Source organism: Streptomyces sp. NPDC050287, assembly GCF_044459385.1.
Lineage (GTDB): Bacteria > Actinomycetota > Actinomycetes > Streptomycetales > Streptomycetaceae > Streptomyces.
The window spans coordinates 707,998-727,153 of record NZ_JBITIY010000005.1; the positions used below are offsets into that span (position 1 = coordinate 707,998).

General features: G+C 71.8%; 18 protein-coding genes and 1 pseudogene. 15 read left to right on the forward strand and 4 right to left on the reverse strand.

Annotation, left to right across the window (positions count from 1 at the left end):
- Positions 1 to 233 precede the first annotated feature (233 nt).
- Entirely contained in the window at positions 234 to 1,082 is an 849-nt protein-coding gene (locus ACIBK3_RS21780) for a LysR family transcriptional regulator (protein ID WP_399367711.1), read from the forward strand.
- A 72-nt stretch (positions 1,083 to 1,154) separates the two neighbouring features.
- On the opposite strand, the gene ACIBK3_RS21785 is transcribed toward ACIBK3_RS21780, so the two are convergent.
- Positions 1,155 to 1,541: a MarR family winged helix-turn-helix transcriptional regulator gene (locus ACIBK3_RS21785; RefSeq protein ID WP_399367713.1), complete on the reverse strand. Its 387-nt coding sequence runs from the start codon at positions 1,539 to 1,541 to the stop codon at positions 1,155 to 1,157.
- Between the two features lie 82 nt (positions 1,542 to 1,623).
- The gene (locus ACIBK3_RS21790; RefSeq protein WP_399367715.1) at positions 1,624 to 2,655 is read right to left on the reverse strand and encodes a LacI family DNA-binding transcriptional regulator; all 1,032 of its coding nucleotides are present in this window, start codon (positions 2,653 to 2,655) and stop codon (positions 1,624 to 1,626) included.
- A 401-nt stretch (positions 2,656 to 3,056) separates the two neighbouring features.
- Between ACIBK3_RS21790 and ACIBK3_RS21795 the strand changes: the two genes are divergently transcribed.
- From ACIBK3_RS21795 to ACIBK3_RS21850, 12 genes are all read left to right on the forward strand, one after another.
- Positions 3,057 to 5,078, forward strand: coding sequence for a beta-galactosidase (locus ACIBK3_RS21795; protein ID WP_399367716.1), 2,022 nt, complete (start codon positions 3,057 to 3,059; stop codon positions 5,076 to 5,078).
- Between the two features lie 203 nt (positions 5,079 to 5,281).
- Positions 5,282 to 5,569, forward strand: coding sequence for an ArsR family transcriptional regulator (locus ACIBK3_RS21800; RefSeq protein WP_399367718.1), 288 nt, complete (start codon positions 5,282 to 5,284; stop codon positions 5,567 to 5,569).
- Between the two features lie 164 nt (positions 5,570 to 5,733).
- Positions 5,734 to 6,696 (forward strand): SMP-30/gluconolactonase/LRE family protein, encoded by a 963-nt coding sequence (locus ACIBK3_RS21805; RefSeq protein ID WP_399367720.1) that lies wholly within the window; start codon positions 5,734 to 5,736, stop codon positions 6,694 to 6,696.
- 164 nt (positions 6,697 to 6,860) lie between these two features.
- Positions 6,861 to 7,322: a fluoride efflux transporter CrcB gene (gene crcB, locus ACIBK3_RS21810; protein WP_399367722.1), complete on the forward strand. Its 462-nt coding sequence runs from the start codon at positions 6,861 to 6,863 to the stop codon at positions 7,320 to 7,322.
- On the forward strand, positions 7,319 to 7,699 hold the full coding sequence (locus ACIBK3_RS21815) for a DUF190 domain-containing protein (RefSeq protein ID WP_399367723.1): 381 nt from the start codon (positions 7,319 to 7,321) through the stop codon (positions 7,697 to 7,699). The genes crcB (ACIBK3_RS21810) and ACIBK3_RS21815 overlap by 4 nt, the downstream gene beginning before the upstream one ends.
- Positions 7,696 to 8,070: a fluoride efflux transporter CrcB gene (gene crcB, locus ACIBK3_RS21820; protein WP_399367725.1), complete on the forward strand. Its 375-nt coding sequence runs from the start codon at positions 7,696 to 7,698 to the stop codon at positions 8,068 to 8,070. Before ACIBK3_RS21815 ends, crcB (ACIBK3_RS21820) begins: the two co-directional genes overlap by 4 nt.
- 96 nt (positions 8,071 to 8,166) lie before the next feature.
- Positions 8,167 to 9,003 carry an undecaprenyl-diphosphate phosphatase gene (locus ACIBK3_RS21825; RefSeq protein WP_399367727.1) on the forward strand — a complete coding sequence of 279 codons (837 nt, stop codon included), beginning with the start codon at positions 8,167 to 8,169 and terminating at the stop codon, positions 9,001 to 9,003.
- Between the two features lie 269 nt (positions 9,004 to 9,272).
- The gene (locus tag ACIBK3_RS21830; RefSeq protein WP_399367839.1) at positions 9,273 to 9,950 is read left to right on the forward strand and encodes a FadR/GntR family transcriptional regulator; all 678 of its coding nucleotides are present in this window, start codon (positions 9,273 to 9,275) and stop codon (positions 9,948 to 9,950) included.
- Positions 9,947 to 11,389 (forward strand): amino acid permease, encoded by a 1,443-nt coding sequence (locus ACIBK3_RS21835; protein WP_399367729.1) that lies wholly within the window; start codon positions 9,947 to 9,949, stop codon positions 11,387 to 11,389. Before ACIBK3_RS21830 ends, ACIBK3_RS21835 begins: the two co-directional genes overlap by 4 nt.
- A 29-nt stretch (positions 11,390 to 11,418) precedes the next feature.
- Positions 11,419 to 12,435: an asparaginase gene (locus ACIBK3_RS21840; RefSeq protein WP_399367841.1), complete on the forward strand. Its 1,017-nt coding sequence runs from the start codon at positions 11,419 to 11,421 to the stop codon at positions 12,433 to 12,435.
- 134 nt (positions 12,436 to 12,569) lie between these two features.
- Positions 12,570 to 13,979: an aspartate ammonia-lyase gene (aspA, locus tag ACIBK3_RS21845; RefSeq protein WP_399367731.1), complete on the forward strand. Its 1,410-nt coding sequence runs from the start codon at positions 12,570 to 12,572 to the stop codon at positions 13,977 to 13,979.
- 45 nt (positions 13,980 to 14,024) lie between these two features.
- Positions 14,025 to 14,948 carry a glutaminase gene (locus tag ACIBK3_RS21850; RefSeq protein ID WP_399367733.1) on the forward strand — a complete coding sequence of 308 codons (924 nt, stop codon included), beginning with the start codon at positions 14,025 to 14,027 and terminating at the stop codon, positions 14,946 to 14,948.
- A 9-nt stretch (positions 14,949 to 14,957) separates the two neighbouring features.
- Here ACIBK3_RS21850 and ACIBK3_RS21855 read toward each other — a convergent pair whose 3' ends face one another.
- Positions 14,958 to 15,314, reverse strand: coding sequence for a hypothetical protein (locus ACIBK3_RS21855; RefSeq protein ID WP_399367735.1), 357 nt, complete (start codon positions 15,312 to 15,314; stop codon positions 14,958 to 14,960).
- A gap of 102 nt (positions 15,315 to 15,416) precedes the next feature.
- Between ACIBK3_RS21855 and mptB the strand changes: the two genes are divergently transcribed.
- Positions 15,417 to 16,811: a polyprenol phosphomannose-dependent alpha 1,6 mannosyltransferase MptB gene (mptB, locus tag ACIBK3_RS21860; protein WP_399367737.1), complete on the forward strand. Its 1,395-nt coding sequence runs from the start codon at positions 15,417 to 15,419 to the stop codon at positions 16,809 to 16,811.
- On the forward strand, positions 16,808 to 18,169 hold the full coding sequence (locus ACIBK3_RS21865) for a glycosyltransferase 87 family protein (RefSeq protein WP_399367739.1): 1,362 nt from the start codon (positions 16,808 to 16,810) through the stop codon (positions 18,167 to 18,169). Before mptB ends, ACIBK3_RS21865 begins: the two co-directional genes overlap by 4 nt.
- An 83-nt stretch (positions 18,170 to 18,252) precedes the next feature.
- Here ACIBK3_RS21865 and ACIBK3_RS21870 read toward each other — a convergent pair.
- Positions 18,253 to 19,080 (reverse strand): annotated as a pseudogene (locus ACIBK3_RS21870) (D-alanyl-D-alanine carboxypeptidase family protein); the annotation flags it as partial.
- Positions 19,081 to 19,156: the final 76 nt, after the last annotated feature.

Below are 19,156 nucleotides of genomic sequence, written 5' to 3' on the forward strand. Positions count from 1 at the left end.
GGGGAGCCGGAGCGCGGAAAGAGGCCGGAGTTCGGCGCAGGATCAGCGACAGAGCGCGCTGCACGCCACGCCGAAGTCAATGACTCGGCGCTGCGTCAGAAGGGCAGCGGAAGCGGTCGCGTGCAACATGCGCCCATCATGACCGGCCGTGACGGTGCGCGTCCAACGACGATTCCTCATCGAAACCGATCAGGAATAGCGATCGGTCGATCCGAACGGTTACTGTCGCGGACATGTCCCGACCCGTCCTCGACATCGTGGCCCTGCGCAGCCTGACCGCGATCGCGGACTGCGGCGGCTTCCACCGCGCCGCGCAGACGCTGTCCCTGAGTCAGTCCGCGGTCAGCCAGCACGTCCGCAAACTGGAGAAGGCGCTCGGGCGGCCCGTCGTCGAGCGGGAAGGACGCGGCACCCGGTTCACACCGGAGGGGCGGCTGCTGCTGGAGCAGGCCCGCCGGATCCTCGCCGTGCACGACGAGGCCGTACGCAGCCTGTTCGACGCGGACGGCGACACGGTCACCGTCGGCTCCACCGAGCACGCCGCCGACCAGTTCCTGCCCCGGCTCACCGCCGCCGTCCAGGCCGTGCGCCCCGGCTGCCGGGTCCGCTTCCGGATCGACCGCTCCGCCCGGCTCGTCGAGGCCGTGGAACGCGGCAGCGTCGATGTCGCGGTGTACGTCACGGAGGCCGCCGCCACCGAGGGCACCCCCGTCGGCGGCCTCCCGCTCACCTGGCACACGGTCCCCGGCTGGCAACCGCCGCCCGCACCGGGCCCGGTTCCGCTGGTGGCCATCGAGGACCCCTGCGCGATCCGCCGCCGGGCCATCGCGACCCTGGCCGCGCACGGCGTGCCCGCCACGGTCGTCGGCGACGCCGGGTATCTCGCGGGCGTCCTCGACATCGCCCGCACGGGTCAGGGCGTGGCCCTGCTCGCCGCCGTGGGCCCCGCCCCGGACGGCCTGACCCCGTACCCGGGCCTGCCCGCGGTCACCCCCATAGCGATGAGCGCTCTCGCCCGCCCGGGCGCGGACCCGGCGACCGTCGAGGCCGCGTTCAGCGCGGTGCGGGAACTGCTGAGCTGAGGCCGGGGCCCGTAACCCGCACCGAGGGCCGCCGGCGGCAGCGGCAGTTCGCGCGGCCACCCGGCGAGGTCTCTATCCCAGCATCCGGGCCAGCACGTCCCGCTGCAGTGGCCGTACCTCCGTGACCAGGTCACGACCCTTGCGGGTCAGGCAGACCGACACACCCCGGCGGTCCTCCGCGCAGACAGAGCGCTCCACCAGGCCCTCCTTCTCCAGCCGGCCGATCAGCCTCGACAGCGCGCTCTGGCTGAGGTGCACCCGTCCGACGAGGTCCAGCACCCGGCACTGGTCACCCTCCTGCGGAGACGCGACGGCCAGCATGTCGAGCACCTCGAAGTCGCTCGCGCCCAGTCCGTGCGGGTGCAGCACACGGTCGATCTCGCACATCGTGCGCGCGTGCACGGACAGGATGTCCCGCCACTGTTCCTCGAGCCGGCTGTCGGCCGCGTTCACTGCCATACACCCGATGTTAATGCGCATGCATCGACACCGGGGAGCGGCGGAGTCGATCACGATTCCAGGACGTGTGGGCCAGGGCCCGCTACGCCGACTCCCGCTTCACCAACTCCGTGGGCAGAATCACCGCCGCCGGATCCTCGCCGCCGATCTGGGCCAGCAGTACCCGGACCATCTCCGTGCTGATGCGGTCCCAGGGCTGGCGGATGGTGGTGAGCTCGGGGCGGGAGGCCAGGGCGGCCGGTGAGTCGTCGAAGCCGCCCACGGCCACGTCCTGCGGCACCCGCCGCCCCGCCCGCTCCAGTGCCGTCAGCACGCCCTGGGCCATCAGGTCGGAGGCGACGAACACCGCGTCCAGGTCCGGAGCCTGGGCCAGCAGCCGCTCCGCGCCGGCCTCACCGCTGACGCGGCTGTAGTCGCCGGAGACGATCAGCCGCTCGTCGATCTCCATCCCGGCCTCGCCGAGCACCTCCTTGTAGCCGGCGAGGCGCTCGACCCCGCCCGGGGTGTCCAGAGGGCCGGTGACCACGCCGACGTGGCCGCGGCCCAGGGAGAGCAGGTGGCGCACCATGTCCCGGGCGCCGTCCCGGTCGTCCGCCGCCACATAGCTCACCCTGGAGCGGAGCCCGATCGGCTTGCCGCACGCGACCAGCGGGACGCCCGCCTCACGCAGCTCCTCCGCGATCGGGTCCCCGGAGTGGCTGGAGACCAGCAGCACCCCGTCGACGTGCCCGGCCGTGATGTAGCGGGTGAGGCGCCGGCGTTCGTCCTCGGTGCCGGCCAGCATCAGCAGCAGGGGGATGTCGTGCGCGGCCAGCGCCTGCGTGCAGCCGCGCAGCAGGACGTTGAAGTTGGGGTCCTCGAAGAAGCGCTCCTGCGGTTCCGTCAGCAGGAAGCCGACCGAGTCCGAACGCCCGGTGATCAGCGAACGGGCGTGCCGGTTGACCACGTAGCCCGTTTTGCGGATGGCGGCGTTGACCGCCTCCTGGGCGGCCGGGCTGACGTAGTGCCCGCCGTTGAGCACGCGTGAGACGGTGCCGCGGGAGACTCCGGCCTCCCGCGCCACGTCGTGGATCGTCGGCGGTCTGCGCCGGGCCCCCGCATTGTTCATGGTCACGACTTTAAGGGGTCCTTTCACTACGAGCGCCCGATCAGGCCGCGTGGTCCGGTGCCGTGCATCGCAAGGCGCCGGAAAGCCCTCGATGGGGGTCCCCCCGCTCGAGCGCAGCCGAGAGTGGGGGAGGAGCTACTAGGGCTTTTCGGCAACGCGGCGAGGTGCGGTGCCAGGCCGCGCGGCCCGGGCGGGCATAGTGAAAGGACCCCTGAGGCCCCGGTACGCGGCTGGAGGGCCGCCGGAACCGCAGGATGACACCAGCCGGACGCAAACATGCTGTGATCGTGCACAGCGGGCCCCGCCTCCAAGCACTTGGCAAGCGTCGCCCTCATGCGGTTATCTTGGGCCGCACGCTGCCACCGCCGTGTGTGCACGTTCCCACCTATCTGAATCGGGAGAGACCCATGCCGGAGACCGCCCCCAGGGGCCTCACCAGGCTCGCCTTCGGCGGGGACTACAACCCGGAGCAGTGGCCGGAGAGCGTCTGGCAGGACGACGTACGGCTGATGCGGGAGGCCGGCGTCACCCTGGTGAGCGTCGGGATCTTCTCCTGGGCCCTGCTGGAGCCCTCGCCCGGCACCTACGACTTCGGCTGGCTGGACCGCCTCCTCGACCTGCTGCACGAGAACGGCATCCGCGTCGACCTCGGCACCCCCACGGTCGTACCCCCCGCCTGGTTCTACCGCGCCCATCCCGACGCGCTGCCGGTGACGGCCGACGGCGTGCGGTACGAGTTCGGCTCGCGCGGCGCCGTCTGCCACAGCAACGCCGACTACCGCGCCGCCGCCGCGAACATCACCACCAGGCTCGCCGAGCGCTACGCGGACCATCCGGCCCTGGCCCTGTGGCACGTGCACAACGAGTACGGCGTCCCTGTCTCGGCCTGCTACTGCGACTCCTGCGCCGCACACTTCCGCCGCTGGCTGGAGACGACATACGGCACCGTCGACGCGGTCAACGAGGCCTGGGGCACCGCCTTCTGGGGCCAGCGCTACGCCGGCCTGGACCAGATCAACCCGCCGCGCACCGCGCCCACGGTCGGCAACCCCGGCCAGGCACTGGACTACAAGCGGTTCGCCGACGCCACCATGCGCGAGAACTTCCGTACGGAGCGGGACATCCTGCACCGCCTCGCGCCCGGCATCCCGGTCACCACCAACTTCATGACCGCGCTCAGCCAGTGCGACTCCGTCGACTACTGGGCCTGGGGCCGCGAGGTCGACCTGGTCACCAACGACCACTACCTGATCACCGACGGCCGCCGCACCCACGTCAACCTCGCGATGGCCGCCGACCTCACCCGCTCCGTCGCGGGCGGCGCCCCCTGGCTGCTCCTCGAACACTCCACCTCGGGCGTCAACTGGCAGCCGCGCAACCCGGCCAAGGCCCCCGGGCAGATGGCCCGCAACTCCCTCGCACATGTCGCGCGCGGGTCCGAGGGCGCGATGTTCTTCCAGTGGCGGCAGTCGCGGCGCGGCGCCGAGAAGTTCCACTCGGCGATGGTCCCGCACGGCGGCACCAGCACCCGCGTCTGGCGCGAGGTGGTCGAACTCGGCGCGTCCCTCGACTCGTTGAGCACGATCCGCGGCACGCGCACCGCGGCCGACGTGGCCGTCCTGTGGGACTGGCACTCCTGGTGGGCGCAGAACCTCCAGTGGCGCCCCAGCGAGGACCACGACCCCCGCGAGCGAGCCGACACCTTCTACGAGGCCCTCTACGACCGCCACCTCACGGTCGACTTCGCCCACCCGGAAGCCGACTTGTCGGCCTATCCCCTTGTCGTCGTCCCCGCGCTCTACCTGATGACTCAGGCCGCAGGTGACAACGTCCGGCGGTACGTCGAGAACGGCGGCACCCTCGTCGTCTCGTACTTCTCCGGGATCGTCGACGAGCACGACGCCGTCCACGAGGGCGGCTACCCGGGGGCGCTGCGGGACGTGCTCGGGCTGACCGTCGAGGAGTTCTCGCCGCTGCTCCAGGGCCAGTCGGTGCGGATCACCGGCACCGACGGCTCCGAGCTGGCCGGTGACGTGTGGACCGAGTTCGTGGTGCCGCAGGGCGCCGAGACCGTGTGGACGTACGCCGACGGTCCGACCGCCGGCCACCCGGCTGTCACCCGGCACCCCCTCGGCGAGGGCACCGCCTGGTACGTCTCCACCCGCCTGGACACCCAGGGCCTCGATGCCCTGCTGGGCTGGGCCATCGAGGACGCGGGCGTCGGCACCCGCGCCGACCTGCCCCGGGACGTCGAGGTGGTGCACCGCACCGGCGAGTCGGGCACCTATGTGTTCGCGATCAACCACACCGCGTCCGACGTGAAGGTGCCGCTGGAGGCGGGCGGCACCGAACTGCTCACCGGGGAACGCGCGACGGGCCGGCTGCCGCTGCCCGCGGGCGCCGTACGCGTCGTACGACTCGACGGCTGAACCGACTCCCCTCCGCCCGTGAGAGCACACGAGCCGCGGGCGGAGGGGCCTTCCGTGGACGGGCCGGCCGGGCGCGGCGAACGGGCTTGCGTCACGGTGGAGTTCGGTACCGGACAAGCTTGCCCACTCGCCGGACAGGGTGGCTTCGGCTGCGCGACAGTGGGAAGACGCGGTACGAGGAGGCTCGGACGGAGGGGAAGAACATGCTGAGGACTCCCACCGGCGAGAGGCGCCTCGACATCCTCGAATGGCTGAAGGACCCCGCCGCGCACTTCCCACCGCAGCGCCACGGCGACCTCGTCGAGGACGGCGTCACCGCGGGCGCCGTCGCCCGGAAACTCGGCGTGCGCCGCTCGGTCGCCGAGACCCACCTCGGTCTCCTCGCGGACATCGGTCTGCTGCGCACCCGGAGGATCCGGCGGCGGACCCACTACCGGCGCGACGAGATACGCATCGCCGAAGTGGCGCGCATGTTCGAGAAGGGCTGGTAGGCGCCGGCCTGCGCGGGTACACATACCCGCCCGCTCGACCCGTCCGCGCGGCCGCGCCACCTGGCCGTCCTCGCCACCGCGCCGCGCTCGCCGTCCTCGCCACCGCGCCGCGCTCGCCGTCCTCGCCGTCACGCCGTCACGCCGTCAGTGAAGGGGAACCGCCCATGGACCGTCCCACGGCTCTCGTCCCCCGCCGATACGTCGCCGTCGGCGGCCGCGGCCCCGAAGACGTCGTGGCCGACGCGCGCGGACGCGTCCTGACCGGGGTGGAGGACGGCCGTATCCTGCGTCTGGACCGGCTGACGGGCCCCGCCGCCCCCCGTGTCGAGGTGCTCGCCGAGACCGGCGGCAGGCCGCTCGGACTGGAGCTCCATCCCGACGGCGGCCTGCTGGTCTGCGACGCCGAACGCGGCCTGCTGAGCGTCGACCTCGCCGACGCAGCCGTGCGCGTCCTCGCCGACGCCGTGGCGGGGGAGAGGCTGCGGTTCTGCAGCAACGTCGTCGCCCTGTCCGACGGCAGCGTCTACTTCACCGTCTCCAGCCGCCGCTACCTGCTCGACCAGTGGATCGGCGACATCGTCGAGCACACCGGCACCGGTCGCCTGCTGCGCCTGGCCCCCGGCAGTGACACACCCGAAGTCCTCCTCGAAGGGCTCCAGTTCGCCAACGGACTGGCCCCGAGCGGCGACGAGTCCTTCCTGGTCGTCGCCGAGACGGGCGCGTACCGGCTGACCCGCTACTGGCTCACCGGATCGCGGGCGGGACACAGTGAACCCTTCGTCGAGGATCTCCCGGGCCTGCCCGACAACATCTGGCGCGCCGGACCCAAGGGCCCGGTCTGGGTGTCGCTCGCCGGCCCCCGCGTACCCCCGCTGGAGCTCCTGCACCGTGGCACCCCGGCCGCCCGCCGCGCCGCCGCCCGCCTGGCCGTGCGCGCACCCTTCCGCCCCACGGCCGCGATCGGCGTCCTGGCGGTCGACGACGACGGCACCGTCCGCCATCACCTCACCCGGCGCCGCTCCGGCTTCCGCATGGTCACCAGCGTCTGCGCGAGCGGGGACCACCTCGTCCTCGGCAGCCTGTGGGAGCGCGGCGTCGCGGTCTGTGAGGCGCCTGCGGCGACATGACCCCGGCCGGGCTCCGGGGTTACCCTGTTGACCGGCCGCGATCACGCTCGCGGCGCGGCGGTGGGGCCCGCCGTACCCGAACCGCGGCAGGTGCCGCCAACGGTCCCTACTTGCGATGGCGCGCGCCCGGCTGCCCGGGCCCCGGCGAGTAGGAGACGTACGCCATGACAGCCCCGGACACCGACAGTCTCCCCGCCCGCACGCGCGCCACCCGACGGCCCGACCTGCGCGGTCAGGCGCCCGTCGTCGCGGTGGTCGCGCTCGGCGGCGCCCTCGGCGCCACCGCCCGGTACGCCCTCTCCCTGGGGTGGCCCGCCCACCCCGGCCAATTCCCCTGGGCGACGTTCTGGACCAACGTCGTCGGCTGCGCCGTGATCGGTGTGTTCATGGTGGTCATCACCGACGTGTGGGCCGCCCACCGCCTGGTCCGCCCCTTCTTCGGCACCGGCGTCCTCGGCGGCTTCACCACCTTCTCGACGTACACCGTCGACATCCAGAAACTGGTCGACTCCGGCCACCCCCGCACCGGGCTGGCCTACCTGGCCGCGACCCTGCTCGCGGCGCTCACGGCGGTGTGGCTCGCGGTCGCGGTCACCCGGCGCGTCCTGAAGTGGAGGCAGCCATGACGAGGCTCACCGGCCACGCCCTGCGCGTGACCGTCTTCATCGGCGAGCACGACACCTGGCACCACAAACCCCTCTACAGCGAGATCGTGCACCGTGCCCACGCCGCTGGGCTCGCGGGCGCCAGCGTCTTCAAGGGCATCGAGGGCTTCGGTGCCTCCTCCCTGATCCACACCTCGCGCCTGCTCTCCCTGAGCGAGGACCTGCCGGTGGCCGTCGTGATCGTCGACGACGAGGAGCGCGTACGGGCGTTCCTGCCACGGCTCGACGAACTCGTCACCGAGGGACTGGTGATCCTCGACGACTGCGAGGTCATCCGGTATGCCGGCCGGAAGGACGAAAAGGGCGATCCGGGCAGGAAGGGTAAGAATCCGTTGTGAACTGGCTGCTCGTGGTCGTGGGCGCGATGATCGGCGCCCCGCTTCGCTACCTGACCGACCGGACCGTGCAGTCCCGCCACGACTCCGTATTCCCCTGGGGCACCTTCGCGGTCAACGTCACCGGCTGTCTCGTCCTCGGCCTGCTGACCGGCGCGGCGGCCGCCGGAGCCGCCGACGCGCACCTCCAGCTGCTCCTCGGCACGGGCCTGTGCGGGGCGCTGACGACGTACTCGACCTTCTCGTACGAGACACTCCGGCTGGGTGAGACGGGCGCCGGGTTCTATGCCTTGGCCAACGTGGTCGCGAGCGTGGTGGCCGGTCTGGGAGCGGCCTTCGTGGGGGTGAGTGCGGCGCAGGCGGTCTGGGCCTAGGCGGTCGGCGGCGCGGGCCCGGCGCTCGGTTCTCGTCCGAGTGTAGTAAGACTGTCCCCGCCGCACTGGCCCTCCCCGAGAAGAAAACTGGATCCCATGAGCGTCATCAGCGTCGGTCAGGCCGTCGTCCTCGGAGCCGTCGAGGGAGTGACCGAGTTCCTGCCCGTCTCCTCCACCGGCCATCTGAAGATCGTCGAGGGACTCATGAACATCCCCGTCGACGACGACGCCGTCGTCGGGTTCTCGGCGGTCATCCAGGTCGGGGCGATCGCCGCCGTGCTCGTGTACTTCTTCAAGGACATCGTGCGGATCGTCTCGGCGTGGGGCCGCGGGCTGGCCGACAAGGAGCAGCGGTACCACCACGACTACAAGTTCGCCTGGTGGGTCATCTACGCCACGATCCCGATCGTCGCGGTCGGTCTGGCCGCCAAGTCGCTGATCGAGGGGCCGCTCGCCTCGCTGTGGGTGGTGGCCGGCTCGCTGATCGTCGGCAGTGGGGTGATGTGGGCGGCGGACCAGATGGGCCGGCACAAGCGGGGCGAGGACGACACCACACTCAAGGATGCGATGCTGGTCGGCAGTTCCCAGATCCTCGCCCTGCTCTTTCCCGGCTTCTCCCGCTCCGGTGCGACCATGTCCACGGCACTGATCCTGGACCTGGACCGGGTGGCCGCCACCCGCCTCTCCTTCTTCCTCGGCATCCCCGCCCTGACCGGCGCCGGCCTGTACGAACTCAAGGACGCCCTGGGCACCGGTGTGGGCGCGGCTCCGCTCGCCGTCGGGACGGCCGTCTCCTTCGTGGTCGCCTATGGGTCGATCGCCTGGCTGCTGAAGTTCGTGGCCAAGCACTCCTTCAACGCCTTCGTGGTCTACCGGATCATCGTCGGTGTGCTGCTGTTCGGGCTGCTGGCCACGGGCGGCCTCAGCAGCTGACCGATCTGACCGATCTGACCGATCTGACCGTGCGGGGTGTGAGGCTGCTTGCGGGCCCCGCACCCTTGGCTCTCCAGGCCCCGCCCCAGGGCCCTTCAGGCCCCACGCGGATGACCTTCAGTCCGCGCAGGCCTGATTTTCAGGGCCGGAACCCCCTGAATTCCTCCTTTCAGGGGCCTTGACAGGGGCCTCGCGGCACCCGGAGTATCACTCCCGTGAACCTGTCAGACAGCCAGACAGCCAGTCAGAGCCCGCGGCGCGTCAGCGCCATGGAAGCGGTGCTCGGGCATCTGCGCGCCGCCATCGAGCGCGGCGACTACGGGATCGGCGACAAGCTCCCCTCCGAGGCCGAGCTGTGCCGCACCCTTGAGGTCTCCCGGCCCGTGCTGCGGGAGGCCCTGCGGGCCCTGCAGACGATGGGGCTGACCGTCTCCAAGACCGGCAAGGGCACCTTCGTCGTCGCCAGCGCCGTCGAGGACCCCACCTTCGGCGACTACGTGGCCAGTGACCTGCTGGAGGTGCGCCGCCACGTCGAGATCCCGGTCGCCGGGTACGCGGCCCGCCGCCGCACCCCGGAGAACCTCGACCACCTGGCCCACCTGCTGGAGCGGATGGAGCGGGAGACCGACACCACCGCCTGGGTGGCGATGGACACGCTGTTCCATCTCGGCGTGGCCGAGGCCGCCCAGAACCCGGTCTTCCGCCGGGTGATCGAGGAGATCCGCGACGCGCTGGCCCGCCAGTCCGCCTTCCTCAACGAACTGGGCGGCCGGCGCGAGCAGTCCAACCGCGAGCACCGGGCCATCGTCGAGGCGCTGATCGACGGTTCCGAGAACGACGCGGTGGAGGCCATGGCCCACCACCTCGACCGCGTCCAGACCACCCTCACCGACATCGTGCGCCCCACGCGTACGGACACCCCCACGGAAGGCGGACCCGAGGCGTGAGCGAGCAGCACCTCCAAGAGGAGACCCGCAAACCCACCGCGCACGTCGACGCCGGAGACGCCGGCTACAGCAAGTCCCTGAAGTCCCGGCACGTCAACATGATCGCCATCGGCGGCGCCATCGGCACCGGCCTGTTCCTCGGCGCCGGCGGCCGCCTCGCCGACGCCGGCCCGTCCCTGTTCATCGCCTACGCGGTCTGCGGGATCTTCGCCTTCCTCGTCGTCCGCGCCCTCGGCGAACTCGTCCTGTACCGCCCGTCCTCCGGCGCCTTCGTGTCGTACGCCCGGGAGTTCCTCGGCGAGAAGGGCGCGTACACCGCGGGCTGGATGTACTTCCTGAACTGGGCCACCACCGGCATCGCCGACATCACCGCCGTGGCCACCTACACCCACTACTGGGGGATGTTCTCCGACATCCCCCAGTGGGCGATCGCGCTGGTCGCCCTGGCCGTGGTCCTCACCGTGAACCTGATCTCGGTGAAGATCTTCGGCGAACTGGAGTTCTGGTTCGCGATCGTCAAGGTCGGCGCGCTGGTGATCTTCATGTGCATCGGCATCTTCCTGCTGGTCACCCAGCACCCGGTGGACGGCACCGCCCCCGGCCCGTCGCTGATCACCGACAACGGCGGCGTGTTCCCCAACGGTCTGCTGCCCATGCTGCTGATCATCCAGGGCGTCGTCTTCGCCTACGCCTCCGTGGAGTTGGTGGGCGTCACCGCGGGCGAGACCGAGAACCCCGAGAAGATCATGCCGAAGGCGATCAACTCGATCATGTGGCGCGTCGGCATCTTCTACGTCGGCTCGGTCGTCCTGCTGTCCATGCTGCTCCCCTGGAACAAGTACACGGCCGGTGAGAGCCCCTTCGTGACCGTGCTCTCCAACATCGGCATCCCGGCGGCCGGCGGCGTGATGAACCTGGTCGTCCTCACCGCCGCCATGTCCTCGCTCAACTCCGGCCTCTACTCCACCGGCCGCATCCTGCGCTCCATGGCGATGTCCGGCTCGGCCCCCAGGTTCACGTCCGTCATGAGCCGCAGCCAGGTCCCCTACGGCGGCATCCTGCTCACCAGCGGCATCTGCGTCCTCGGCGTCGGCCTCAACTTCGTGGTCCCCGCCGACGCGTTCGAGATCGTGCTGAACTTCGCCGCGATCGGGATCCTCTCCACCTGGGGCATGATCATGATCTGCCACCTGCTCTTCTGGCAGAAGACCCAGAAGGGCGAACTCGCCCGCCCCGGCTACCGGTTGCCGGGTTCCCCCTGGACCGAGCTGGTGACGCTGGCGTTCCTCGCCTCCGTCCTGGTCCTCATGTACGCCGACGGCGGCGCCGGACGCACCACCGTGCTGTGTCTCCCGCTGATCGTCGGGGTGCTGGTCCTCGGATGGTTCGGCATCCGGGGCCGTGTCGCACGCAAGTCCCCTACCGGAGCCGACGCGTGACCCGCGCACCGCTCCCCGAGAAGGCAGTGATGTACAGCAGCTCCGTCGCGGACGCACCCCTGGTCCGCGAGCCCGTCCACGCTCCCGTCGCCCACCTCGTACGCGGCGGCCTCGTCGAGGGCATCCACTACGGCTCCGTCGTCATCCTCGACACCGGCGGCCAGGTCCACTTCCAGCTCGGCGACATCGAGGCCGCCTTCCATCCCCGCTCGGCCCTCAAGCCCGTCCAGGCCGTCGCGATGGTCCGGGCCGGACTCCCGCTCGACGGCGAACTGCTTGCCCTCGCCGCGGCCAGCCACTCCGGCGAGGAACGCCACCTCGCCGGCACCCGCCGCGTCCTGGAGCTCGCCGGGCTCACCGAGGACGACCTGCGCAACGTCCGCGACCTGCCCTTCGACCCCGTGGTCCGGGACGACTGGATCCGGCAGGACCGCCTGCCCTCCCGGCTCGCCCAGAACTGCTCCGGCAAGCACGCGGCCATGCTCTACGTCTGCCGGCTCAACGGCTGGTCCCTGGACGACTACCTCGACCCCGCGCACCCGCTCCAGCAGGCCATCGCCGAGATCGTCGAGGACCTCACCGGGCAGCGGATCGCCCAGGTGACCGTCGACGGCTGCGGAGCGCCCCTGTTCTCCGTCTCCCTGCACGGCCTCGCCCGCGCCACCGCCCGCATCACCACCGCCGCCACCGGCACACCGGAGGCACGGGTGGCCGACGCGATGCGCGAGCACGCCGAGATGGCCTCGGGCTCCGGCCGGGACGTCGCCGCGCTGATGCGGGCCGTACCGGGACTGCTCACCAAGGACGGCTTCGAGGGCGTACAGACCGCGGCCCTTCCGGACGGCCGCGCCGTCGCCGTGAAGATCGCCGACGGTGCGCATCGGGCTCGTGTCCCGGTCGCTGCCGCCGCATTGGCCCGCGCGGGCGTCGACCCGGGCCTGCTCACCGAGTTCGCGGGCGAGCCGCTGCTCGGCGGAGGGGAACCGGTGGGGTGCGTGCGTCCTGTGCGTGCGCTGGATCCGGTTCCGCTGACGGCTTGTGCGTAGCGCGCCGCGCCGAATCCCGAGGCGGCTGCGGGCCGTCGCCGGCCTCCGGGCCGTCAGCGGTTGATCGCGCAGTTCCCCGCGCCCCTCATGGGCGCGCTCACCCTCAACCCCTCAGAAAGAGGACCCGCACCCTCATGACCGCAGCCACCCGCGCCGAGCACGACCTGCTCGGCGACCGCGATGTCCCCGCCGAGGCGTACTGGGGTGTGCACACCCTGCGTGCGACGGAGAACTTCCCCATCACCGGGACCTCGATCTCGGCCTACCCGCACCTGATCGACGCCCTCGCCGCCGTCAAGGAGGCCGCCGCCCTCGCCAACGAGGAGCTCGGGCTGCTGGAGCCGAGGAAGGCCGCCGCCATCGTCGGGGCCTGCCGGGAGATACGCGAGGGCAAGCTGCACGACCAGTTCGTCGTCGACGTCATCCAGGGCGGCGCGGGCACCTCGACCAACATGAACGCCAACGAGGTGATCGCGAACCGGGCGTTGGAGCTGCTGGGGTTCGACAAGGGCGAGTACCGGCACCTGCACCCCAACGAGGACGTCAACCTCGGGCAGTCGACCAATGACGTCTACCCGACCGCCGTCAAGATCGCGACGGTGTTCGCGGTGCGCGGGCTGCTCGCGGCGATGGCTGTCCTGCAGGACTCCTTCGCGCGCAAGGCCGTCGAGTTCCGCGACGTGCTCAAGATGGGCCGCACACAATTGCAGGACGCGGTGCCCATGACGCTCGGTCAGGAGTTCTCCGCCTACGCCGTCATGATGGACGAGGACCGCAGCCGACTCGCCGAGGCCGTCGAGTTGATCCATGAGATCAACCTGGGTGCCACGGCGATCGGCACCGGCCTCAACGCCCCTGCCGGATACGCGGAGTCGGCCCGCCGCCATCTCTCCGAGATCACCGGTCTCCAGCTGGTCACCGCCGCCAACCTGGTGGAGGCGACTCAGGACTGCGGGGCGTTCGTGCAGATGTCCGGCGTCCTCAAGCGCATCGCCGTCAAGCTCTCCAAGAGCTGCAACGACCTGCGCCTGCTGTCCTCCGGGCCGCGCGCGGGCCTCGGCGAGATCAACCTGCCGCCGGTGCAGGCCGGTTCGAGCATCATGCCGGGCAAGGTCAATCCGGTGATCCCCGAGGTCGTCAACCAGGTCGCCTTCGAGGTGATCGGCAACGACGTCACCATCACCATGGCCGCCGAGGCCGGACAGCTCCAGCTCAACGCCTTCGAACCGGTCATCCTGCACTCCCTGTCGGAGTCCGTCACCCACCTGCGCGCCGCCTGTCTCACCCTCGCCGAGCGCTGCGTGAACGGCATCACCGCCAACACCGAGGCGCTGCGCGCGAGCGTGGAGAACTCCATCGGCCTGGTCACCGCCCTCAACCCGCACATCGGATACACGGCGGCCACCGACATCGCCAAGGAAGCCCTCGCCACCGGCCGCGGCGTGGCCGAACTCGTTCTGGAGAAGGGTCTGTTGCCCGCCGAGACCCTCACGGGCCTGCTCCGCCCCGAGATCCTGGCGGGCAGCGGCTCCCCACTGGCCTGAGCCCGGGCCGCGCATCAGGACCGTCCCGGAGGCACAATAGCGATCATGACTTCGTCCATGACCTTCCAGCCGGTCCTGGAGCGCATCGCCGCCGAGATCGAACGGACCCCCGGCCGCGGCCGGCCTGCCGACTACATCCCGGCGCTCGCGGCCTGCGACCCGCGCAGCTTCGGCATGGCCGTCGCGGAGCTGGACGGCACGGTGTACGGGGTGGGGGACTGGCGGGAGCCGTTCTCCACCCAGTCCCTCACCAAGGTCTTCACCCTCGCCCTCGTCCTGGCCCGCGAGGGCGACGAACTCTGGGAGCACGTGGGCCGCGAGCCCTCCGGCAACCCCTTCAACTCCCTGATCCAGCTGGAGTACGAGAACGGCATCCCGCGCAACCCGTTCATCAACGCGGGCGCCCTCGTCGTCACCGACCGCCTGCAGACCCGTACCGGAGACGCGGCGGGCGAACTGCTGGCCTTCCTGCGCTCCGAGTCCGGCGACCCCACCCTCGACTTCGACCAGCAGGTCGCCGCCTCCGAGGCCTCGCACGGTGACCGCAATGCCGCCCTGGCCCACTTCATGGCCTCGTACGGCAACATCGACAACCCGATCCCGGTCCTGCTCGACCAGTACTTCCGCCAGTGCTCGATCACCGCGTCCTGCGCCGACCTCGCCCTGGCGACCACCTTCCTGGCCCGGCACGGCATCCGCGCCGACGGCACGCGGCTGCTCACCCAGAGCCAGGCCAAGCAGGTCAACGCGGTGATGCTGACCTGCGGCACCTACGACGCCGCCGGCGACTTCGCCTACCGTGTCGGCCTGCCCGGCAAGAGCGGCGTGGGCGGCGGCATCATCGCGGTCGTCCCGGGCCGCTGCACCCTGTGCGTGTGGAGCCCGGGACTGGACGAGCGGGGGAACTCGGTGGCGGGGGTGGCGGCCCTCGACCGTTTCACGACGCTCACGGGGCTGTCGGTGTTCTGAGCCGGCGGTTCAGCTCAGGAACTCGTCCAGCATCGGCAGCAGCAGGGCTGTCCGCCGTATGAGCGACATGTGCGTGGTGGCGGGCAGCACGGCCGGCCGCGCGTGGGGGATCAGTCCCTGCATCTCGGCCGCGTGCTCCACTCGTACGAAGTCGGTGTCGCCGATGACCAGCAGAGTGGGCGAGGACAGTGCGCGCAGGTCGTCGGAGGTCCAGGGCAGGGGAGCATGGGCGGCGGTCGAGCACTTGGCGAGGAAGTCCTGGAAGTGCTCCGGGTGGGGTGCGACCGCCGACCACATCCGTTCTGTCGTTCTGGCGGGGTCCGTCGCGAGGTCGGACAGCAGTGCGGACCGGCGCGGCCCGGACAACTCATCGGGGCCTCACATGCCGGTCACACGCAGGCCCCCGTCCGGAGACCAAAGCGTCGCTTCCCGGTCACCCGTCGTTGACACGCTTCCCGAGTGTTGGCCATGGCTTTCCCCGTCGATCTCCGCCGCTGCCAGGTCCTCGGCCTGGTGGCAACCACCTTTGTCGCGGCGGGAGGTGAGACCGCGGGCGCCCTGCCCGTGCGCGAGCTCCTCGCCCCGTCCTCCGGACGGGCCGCGCTGGGCCTGGTCGGCGCGTACTTCGGTGTCGTCCTGCTGATCGCGGCCTGGGCCCTGCTGGGAAGACTGATCCGCGGGCCGCGACCGCCCAGCACCCGTGCGCTGCTGATGACCCTGGTGATCTGGGCGGTACCGCTGCTGATCGCGCCCCCGCTGTTCAGCCGGGACGTGTACAGCTACCTCGCGCAGGGCGCGATGGTCGACGCGCACATGGACGTCTACGCGCAGGGGCCCGCCCACCTCGGGGGACCGCTGGCCGCCGAGGTCTCCCCGCTGTGGCGGCACACCGGGGCCCCGTACGGCCCCGTCTTCCTCGCGCTGTCCGCCGCGCTGTCCGCGCTGACCCGCGGCGAACTGCCCGCCGGTCTGTTCGGGATGCGGCTCGTCGCCCTGCTCGGCGTGGGACTGATGGCGACGGCACTGCCCCGGCTCGCCCGGCACAGCGGCGCCGACCCGGCCGCGGCGCTCTGGCTCGGCGCGCTCAACCCGCTGGTCCTGCTGCACCTGGTCGCGGGCGCCCACAACGACGCCATCATGCTCGGCCTGCTCGGGCTCGGCCTGGTCGCGGCCCTGGGCCGGTGGCCGGTCCTGGGCGCCGTCCTCGTCACCCTCGCCGCGCTGGTCAAGGCACCCGCCGTACTCGGACTCGTCGCGGTCGTCGTGCTCCAGATGCGCGCGGGCCGCGGCCGGACCCGGGCCGTCGCCACGACCGCCGCCGCGGCGACGGCCACCACGATCGCCGCGACCGCCGTCGCCGGTACCGGATACGGCTGGGTGGGCGCCCTCGACACCCCCGTCTCCCCGCAGAACTGGGCCCTGACCAGCCTGCTCGGCCGCGCCACCCGGGCGCTGCTGGAACGGCTCGGCAGCGATCTGGCGCCCCTGGCCATACCGGCCTGGCACGCTTTCGGCGTGGTGGCGGCCGGGGTCTCGGTCCTCGTCATATGGCTGCGGCTGCGTCCCCGGCCGGTGTACGCGCTGGGGCTGAGCCTGGCGGCGGTGGCCGCCCTCGGCCCGGCGATCCGCCCCTGGTACGCCCTGTGGGGACTGTTCCTCATCGCCGCCGCCGCGCCCACCGCCTCGATACGACACCGGGTGGCCGCCGTGAGCGGGGTGCTCGCGCTCGCCGCCCTGCCCAGCGGTGGCCCGGCCGACCCCGCGCAACTCGTCCTGGCGGTCTCCGGCGGGCTGCTCGCCGTGGTCGTTCTGTGGCAGGCCCACCAGGCCGAACTGGCTCCGGCAATGGGGCGTACGGCGTGACCCTGCCCCGCACCGACCGCGCCCGGCTGCTGTTCGTGCTCGGTGTCGCCGCCGCCGTCACCGCGTTCACCGCGACCGTGCCGCTGCTGCGCGACTGGTTCGACCTGCGCGTCTACCACGGGGCCGTGGACACCTGGGTCCACCACGGCGGACGGCTCTACGACTACCGGGTGCCGGGGACGCCGTACGGCTTCACCTATCCGCCGTTCGCGGCCGTCGCCATGCTGCCGATGGCGCTGCTCGGACTGCACGCGGCGATCGCCGTCGCGCTGCTGCTCAACCTGGCGGCCCTGGCCTGGGTCCTGCGCATCCTCACCGGACCGGCCTGGCGGCGCTACGGCTGGTTCGGCTGCGCCCTGGGCCTCTGTGTGCTCGCCCTGTTCGAACCGTTGCGCGACACCATCAGCTTCGGCCAGGTGAACCTCCTGCTGCTGGCCCTCGTCCTGACCGACGCCTGGCTGCTGGCCACCGGCCGGGGGCGGTGGGCGGGTGCCGGGATCGGTCTCGCCGCCGCGATCAAGCTCACGCCCGCGCTCTTCATCGGACTGCTGCTGCTCGCCGGTCGCCGGCGGGAGGCCGCGGCGGCCACCGCTGTCGCCGCCGGCGCGACGGCGTTCGCTGCCTGCCTGGCCCCGGGCGCCTCCCGCTTCTACTGGACCGTGGCGTTGTGGGACACCAGCCGGGTGGGCCGGCTCGACTACGTCTCCAACCAGTCCCTGCAAGGGATCCTGGCCCGGCTCGGCACACCGGACCGCACGGTGTGGGCGGTGCTGGTCCTGCTGGTGCTGTGCGTGTGGGCGAGCCGGGTGCGGCGGGCGGTCGCCGTGGGGGAGTGGGCGACCGCGTTCGCCCTCACCGGGCTGACCACGTGCCTGGTCAGCCCGATCACCTGGGTGCACCATCTCGTATGGCTGCTGCCGTCCTTCGCGGTCCTGGTCCGCGCCGGTCGCCCACGCGTGGCGGGTGCCCTGTACGCGGTGCTGTGCACCAGCGTGGTGTGGCTGTGGTTCGACGACGCGTCCGGCATCGACGGGTTCCTCGGCAGCAACGCCTACACCTGGATCACGCTCGGCCTGCTGCTGTGGCTTCCGATCGGTCAACTCCGTTCCGGCGGATCGACTTTGCCGCGCAGCACGAGGGCGACGGCACCGGCACCCAACGCGGCGGCCCCCGCGATCGCGGCCGTCTCGGGCCACCTGGTCCCCGCGTCCTCGGCGGGCAGCGCGGCCGCGGGCAGCGCGACCGGAGCGGATGGAGCGGGCCGCGAACTCACCCGCAACGCGTCCAGCGACCCCACCGGGTCGGCCCGCCCGGCGGCGGAGAAGCCCCAGTCGAGCAGCTCCCGAGCCTCCTCGTAGACGGTGAATCCGCCGCCCTGAGGGTGCATCACCGTCACGACGAGGGTGCGTCCGTCCCTGCGTGCGGCGGCCACGAGGGTGTTTCCGGCGTTGCTGGTGTAGCCGTTCTTGATGCCGATCAGCCCTGGATACGGCTGCACGCCGTTCGCCCCGCTCAACAGCCGGTTGGTGTTCCGGATCGGGTACGACGATCCGCCGCGGCCGGGAAAGCTGGCCTCGACCGTGCCGCAGTACTGCGCGAACTCCGCGTTGCGCAGCCCAGCCCGGCCGAAGACGGCGAGATCGTACGCCGAGGACACCTGGCCCGGTGTGTCGTACCCGTCGGGCGACAGCACGTGGGTGTCACGGGCGCCGAGGGCGCGGGCCTTGGCCTGCATTCGGGTGGCCGCGGAACGCCAGCCACCGCTGAGCTCGGCCAGCACGTGCACGGCGTCGTTGCCGGAGTTGAGGAAGACCCCGCGCCACAGGTCGGAGACCCGGTACGTGAGTCCCTCGGCGACCCCGACCAGACTGCTTCCGGCCCCGATCCCGGCCAACTCGTCCTCGCGGACCGTGTGCCGGATGCCCTGCGGGAGCACCGGCAGCACGGTGAGCGCGAACAGCGTCTTGAGGGTGCTGGCGGGCGGCAGCCTGCGGTGCGCGTCGTGCGCGGCGAGCACCTCGCCGGTGCGAGCGTCGGCCACCAGCCACGACAGCGCCGAGACGTCCGGCAGCCGCGGCACCCCGGCGCGCGCCCGGACCTGGGTTCCGGGACGGTACAGCAGTGCGGGCTGCGGGACCGCCACCCGTGGGCCGCCGCCGGTACCGGGGTCCGAGCCGGTACCGGCGGCGGCGGGCGCGAGGGCGAGCAGGCCCGCGACGCAGAGCACGCAGGTGGACGCGGCAGCCCGGGAAGCAAATCCGATTGTCATACTGCAAACGTAGGGAGGGAGTCGTCGACCACGGCGGTGCCCCGGCCGAGAGGCGCCGGCGAGCACCCGGATGCCG

Coding starts and splice junctions, on each gene's coding strand:
- mptB (WP_399367737.1), top strand. CDS start 15,417: ATGGCTTTCCCCGTCGATCTCCGCCGCTGCCAGGTCCTCGGCCTGGTG.
- ACIBK3_RS21805 (WP_399367720.1), top strand. CDS start 5,734: ATGGACCGTCCCACGGCTCTCGTCCCCCGCCGATACGTCGCCGTCGGC.
- ACIBK3_RS21780 (WP_399367711.1), top strand. CDS start 234: ATGTCCCGACCCGTCCTCGACATCGTGGCCCTGCGCAGCCTGACCGCG.
- ACIBK3_RS21825 (WP_399367727.1), top strand. CDS start 8,167: ATGAGCGTCATCAGCGTCGGTCAGGCCGTCGTCCTCGGAGCCGTCGAG.
- ACIBK3_RS21785 (WP_399367713.1), bottom strand. CDS start 1,541: ATGGCAGTGAACGCGGCCGACAGCCGGCTCGAGGAACAGTGGCGGGAC.
- ACIBK3_RS21800 (WP_399367718.1), top strand. CDS start 5,282: ATGCTGAGGACTCCCACCGGCGAGAGGCGCCTCGACATCCTCGAATGG.
- aspA (WP_399367731.1), top strand. CDS start 12,570: ATGACCGCAGCCACCCGCGCCGAGCACGACCTGCTCGGCGACCGCGAT.
- crcB (WP_399367722.1), top strand. CDS start 6,861: ATGACAGCCCCGGACACCGACAGTCTCCCCGCCCGCACGCGCGCCACC.
- ACIBK3_RS21840 (WP_399367841.1), top strand. CDS start 11,419: ATGTACAGCAGCTCCGTCGCGGACGCACCCCTGGTCCGCGAGCCCGTC.
- ACIBK3_RS21815 (WP_399367723.1), top strand. CDS start 7,319: ATGACGAGGCTCACCGGCCACGCCCTGCGCGTGACCGTCTTCATCGGC.
- ACIBK3_RS21795 (WP_399367716.1), top strand. CDS start 3,057: ATGCCGGAGACCGCCCCCAGGGGCCTCACCAGGCTCGCCTTCGGCGGG.
- ACIBK3_RS21850 (WP_399367733.1), top strand. CDS start 14,025: ATGACTTCGTCCATGACCTTCCAGCCGGTCCTGGAGCGCATCGCCGCC.
- ACIBK3_RS21830 (WP_399367839.1), top strand. CDS start 9,273: ATGGAAGCGGTGCTCGGGCATCTGCGCGCCGCCATCGAGCGCGGCGAC.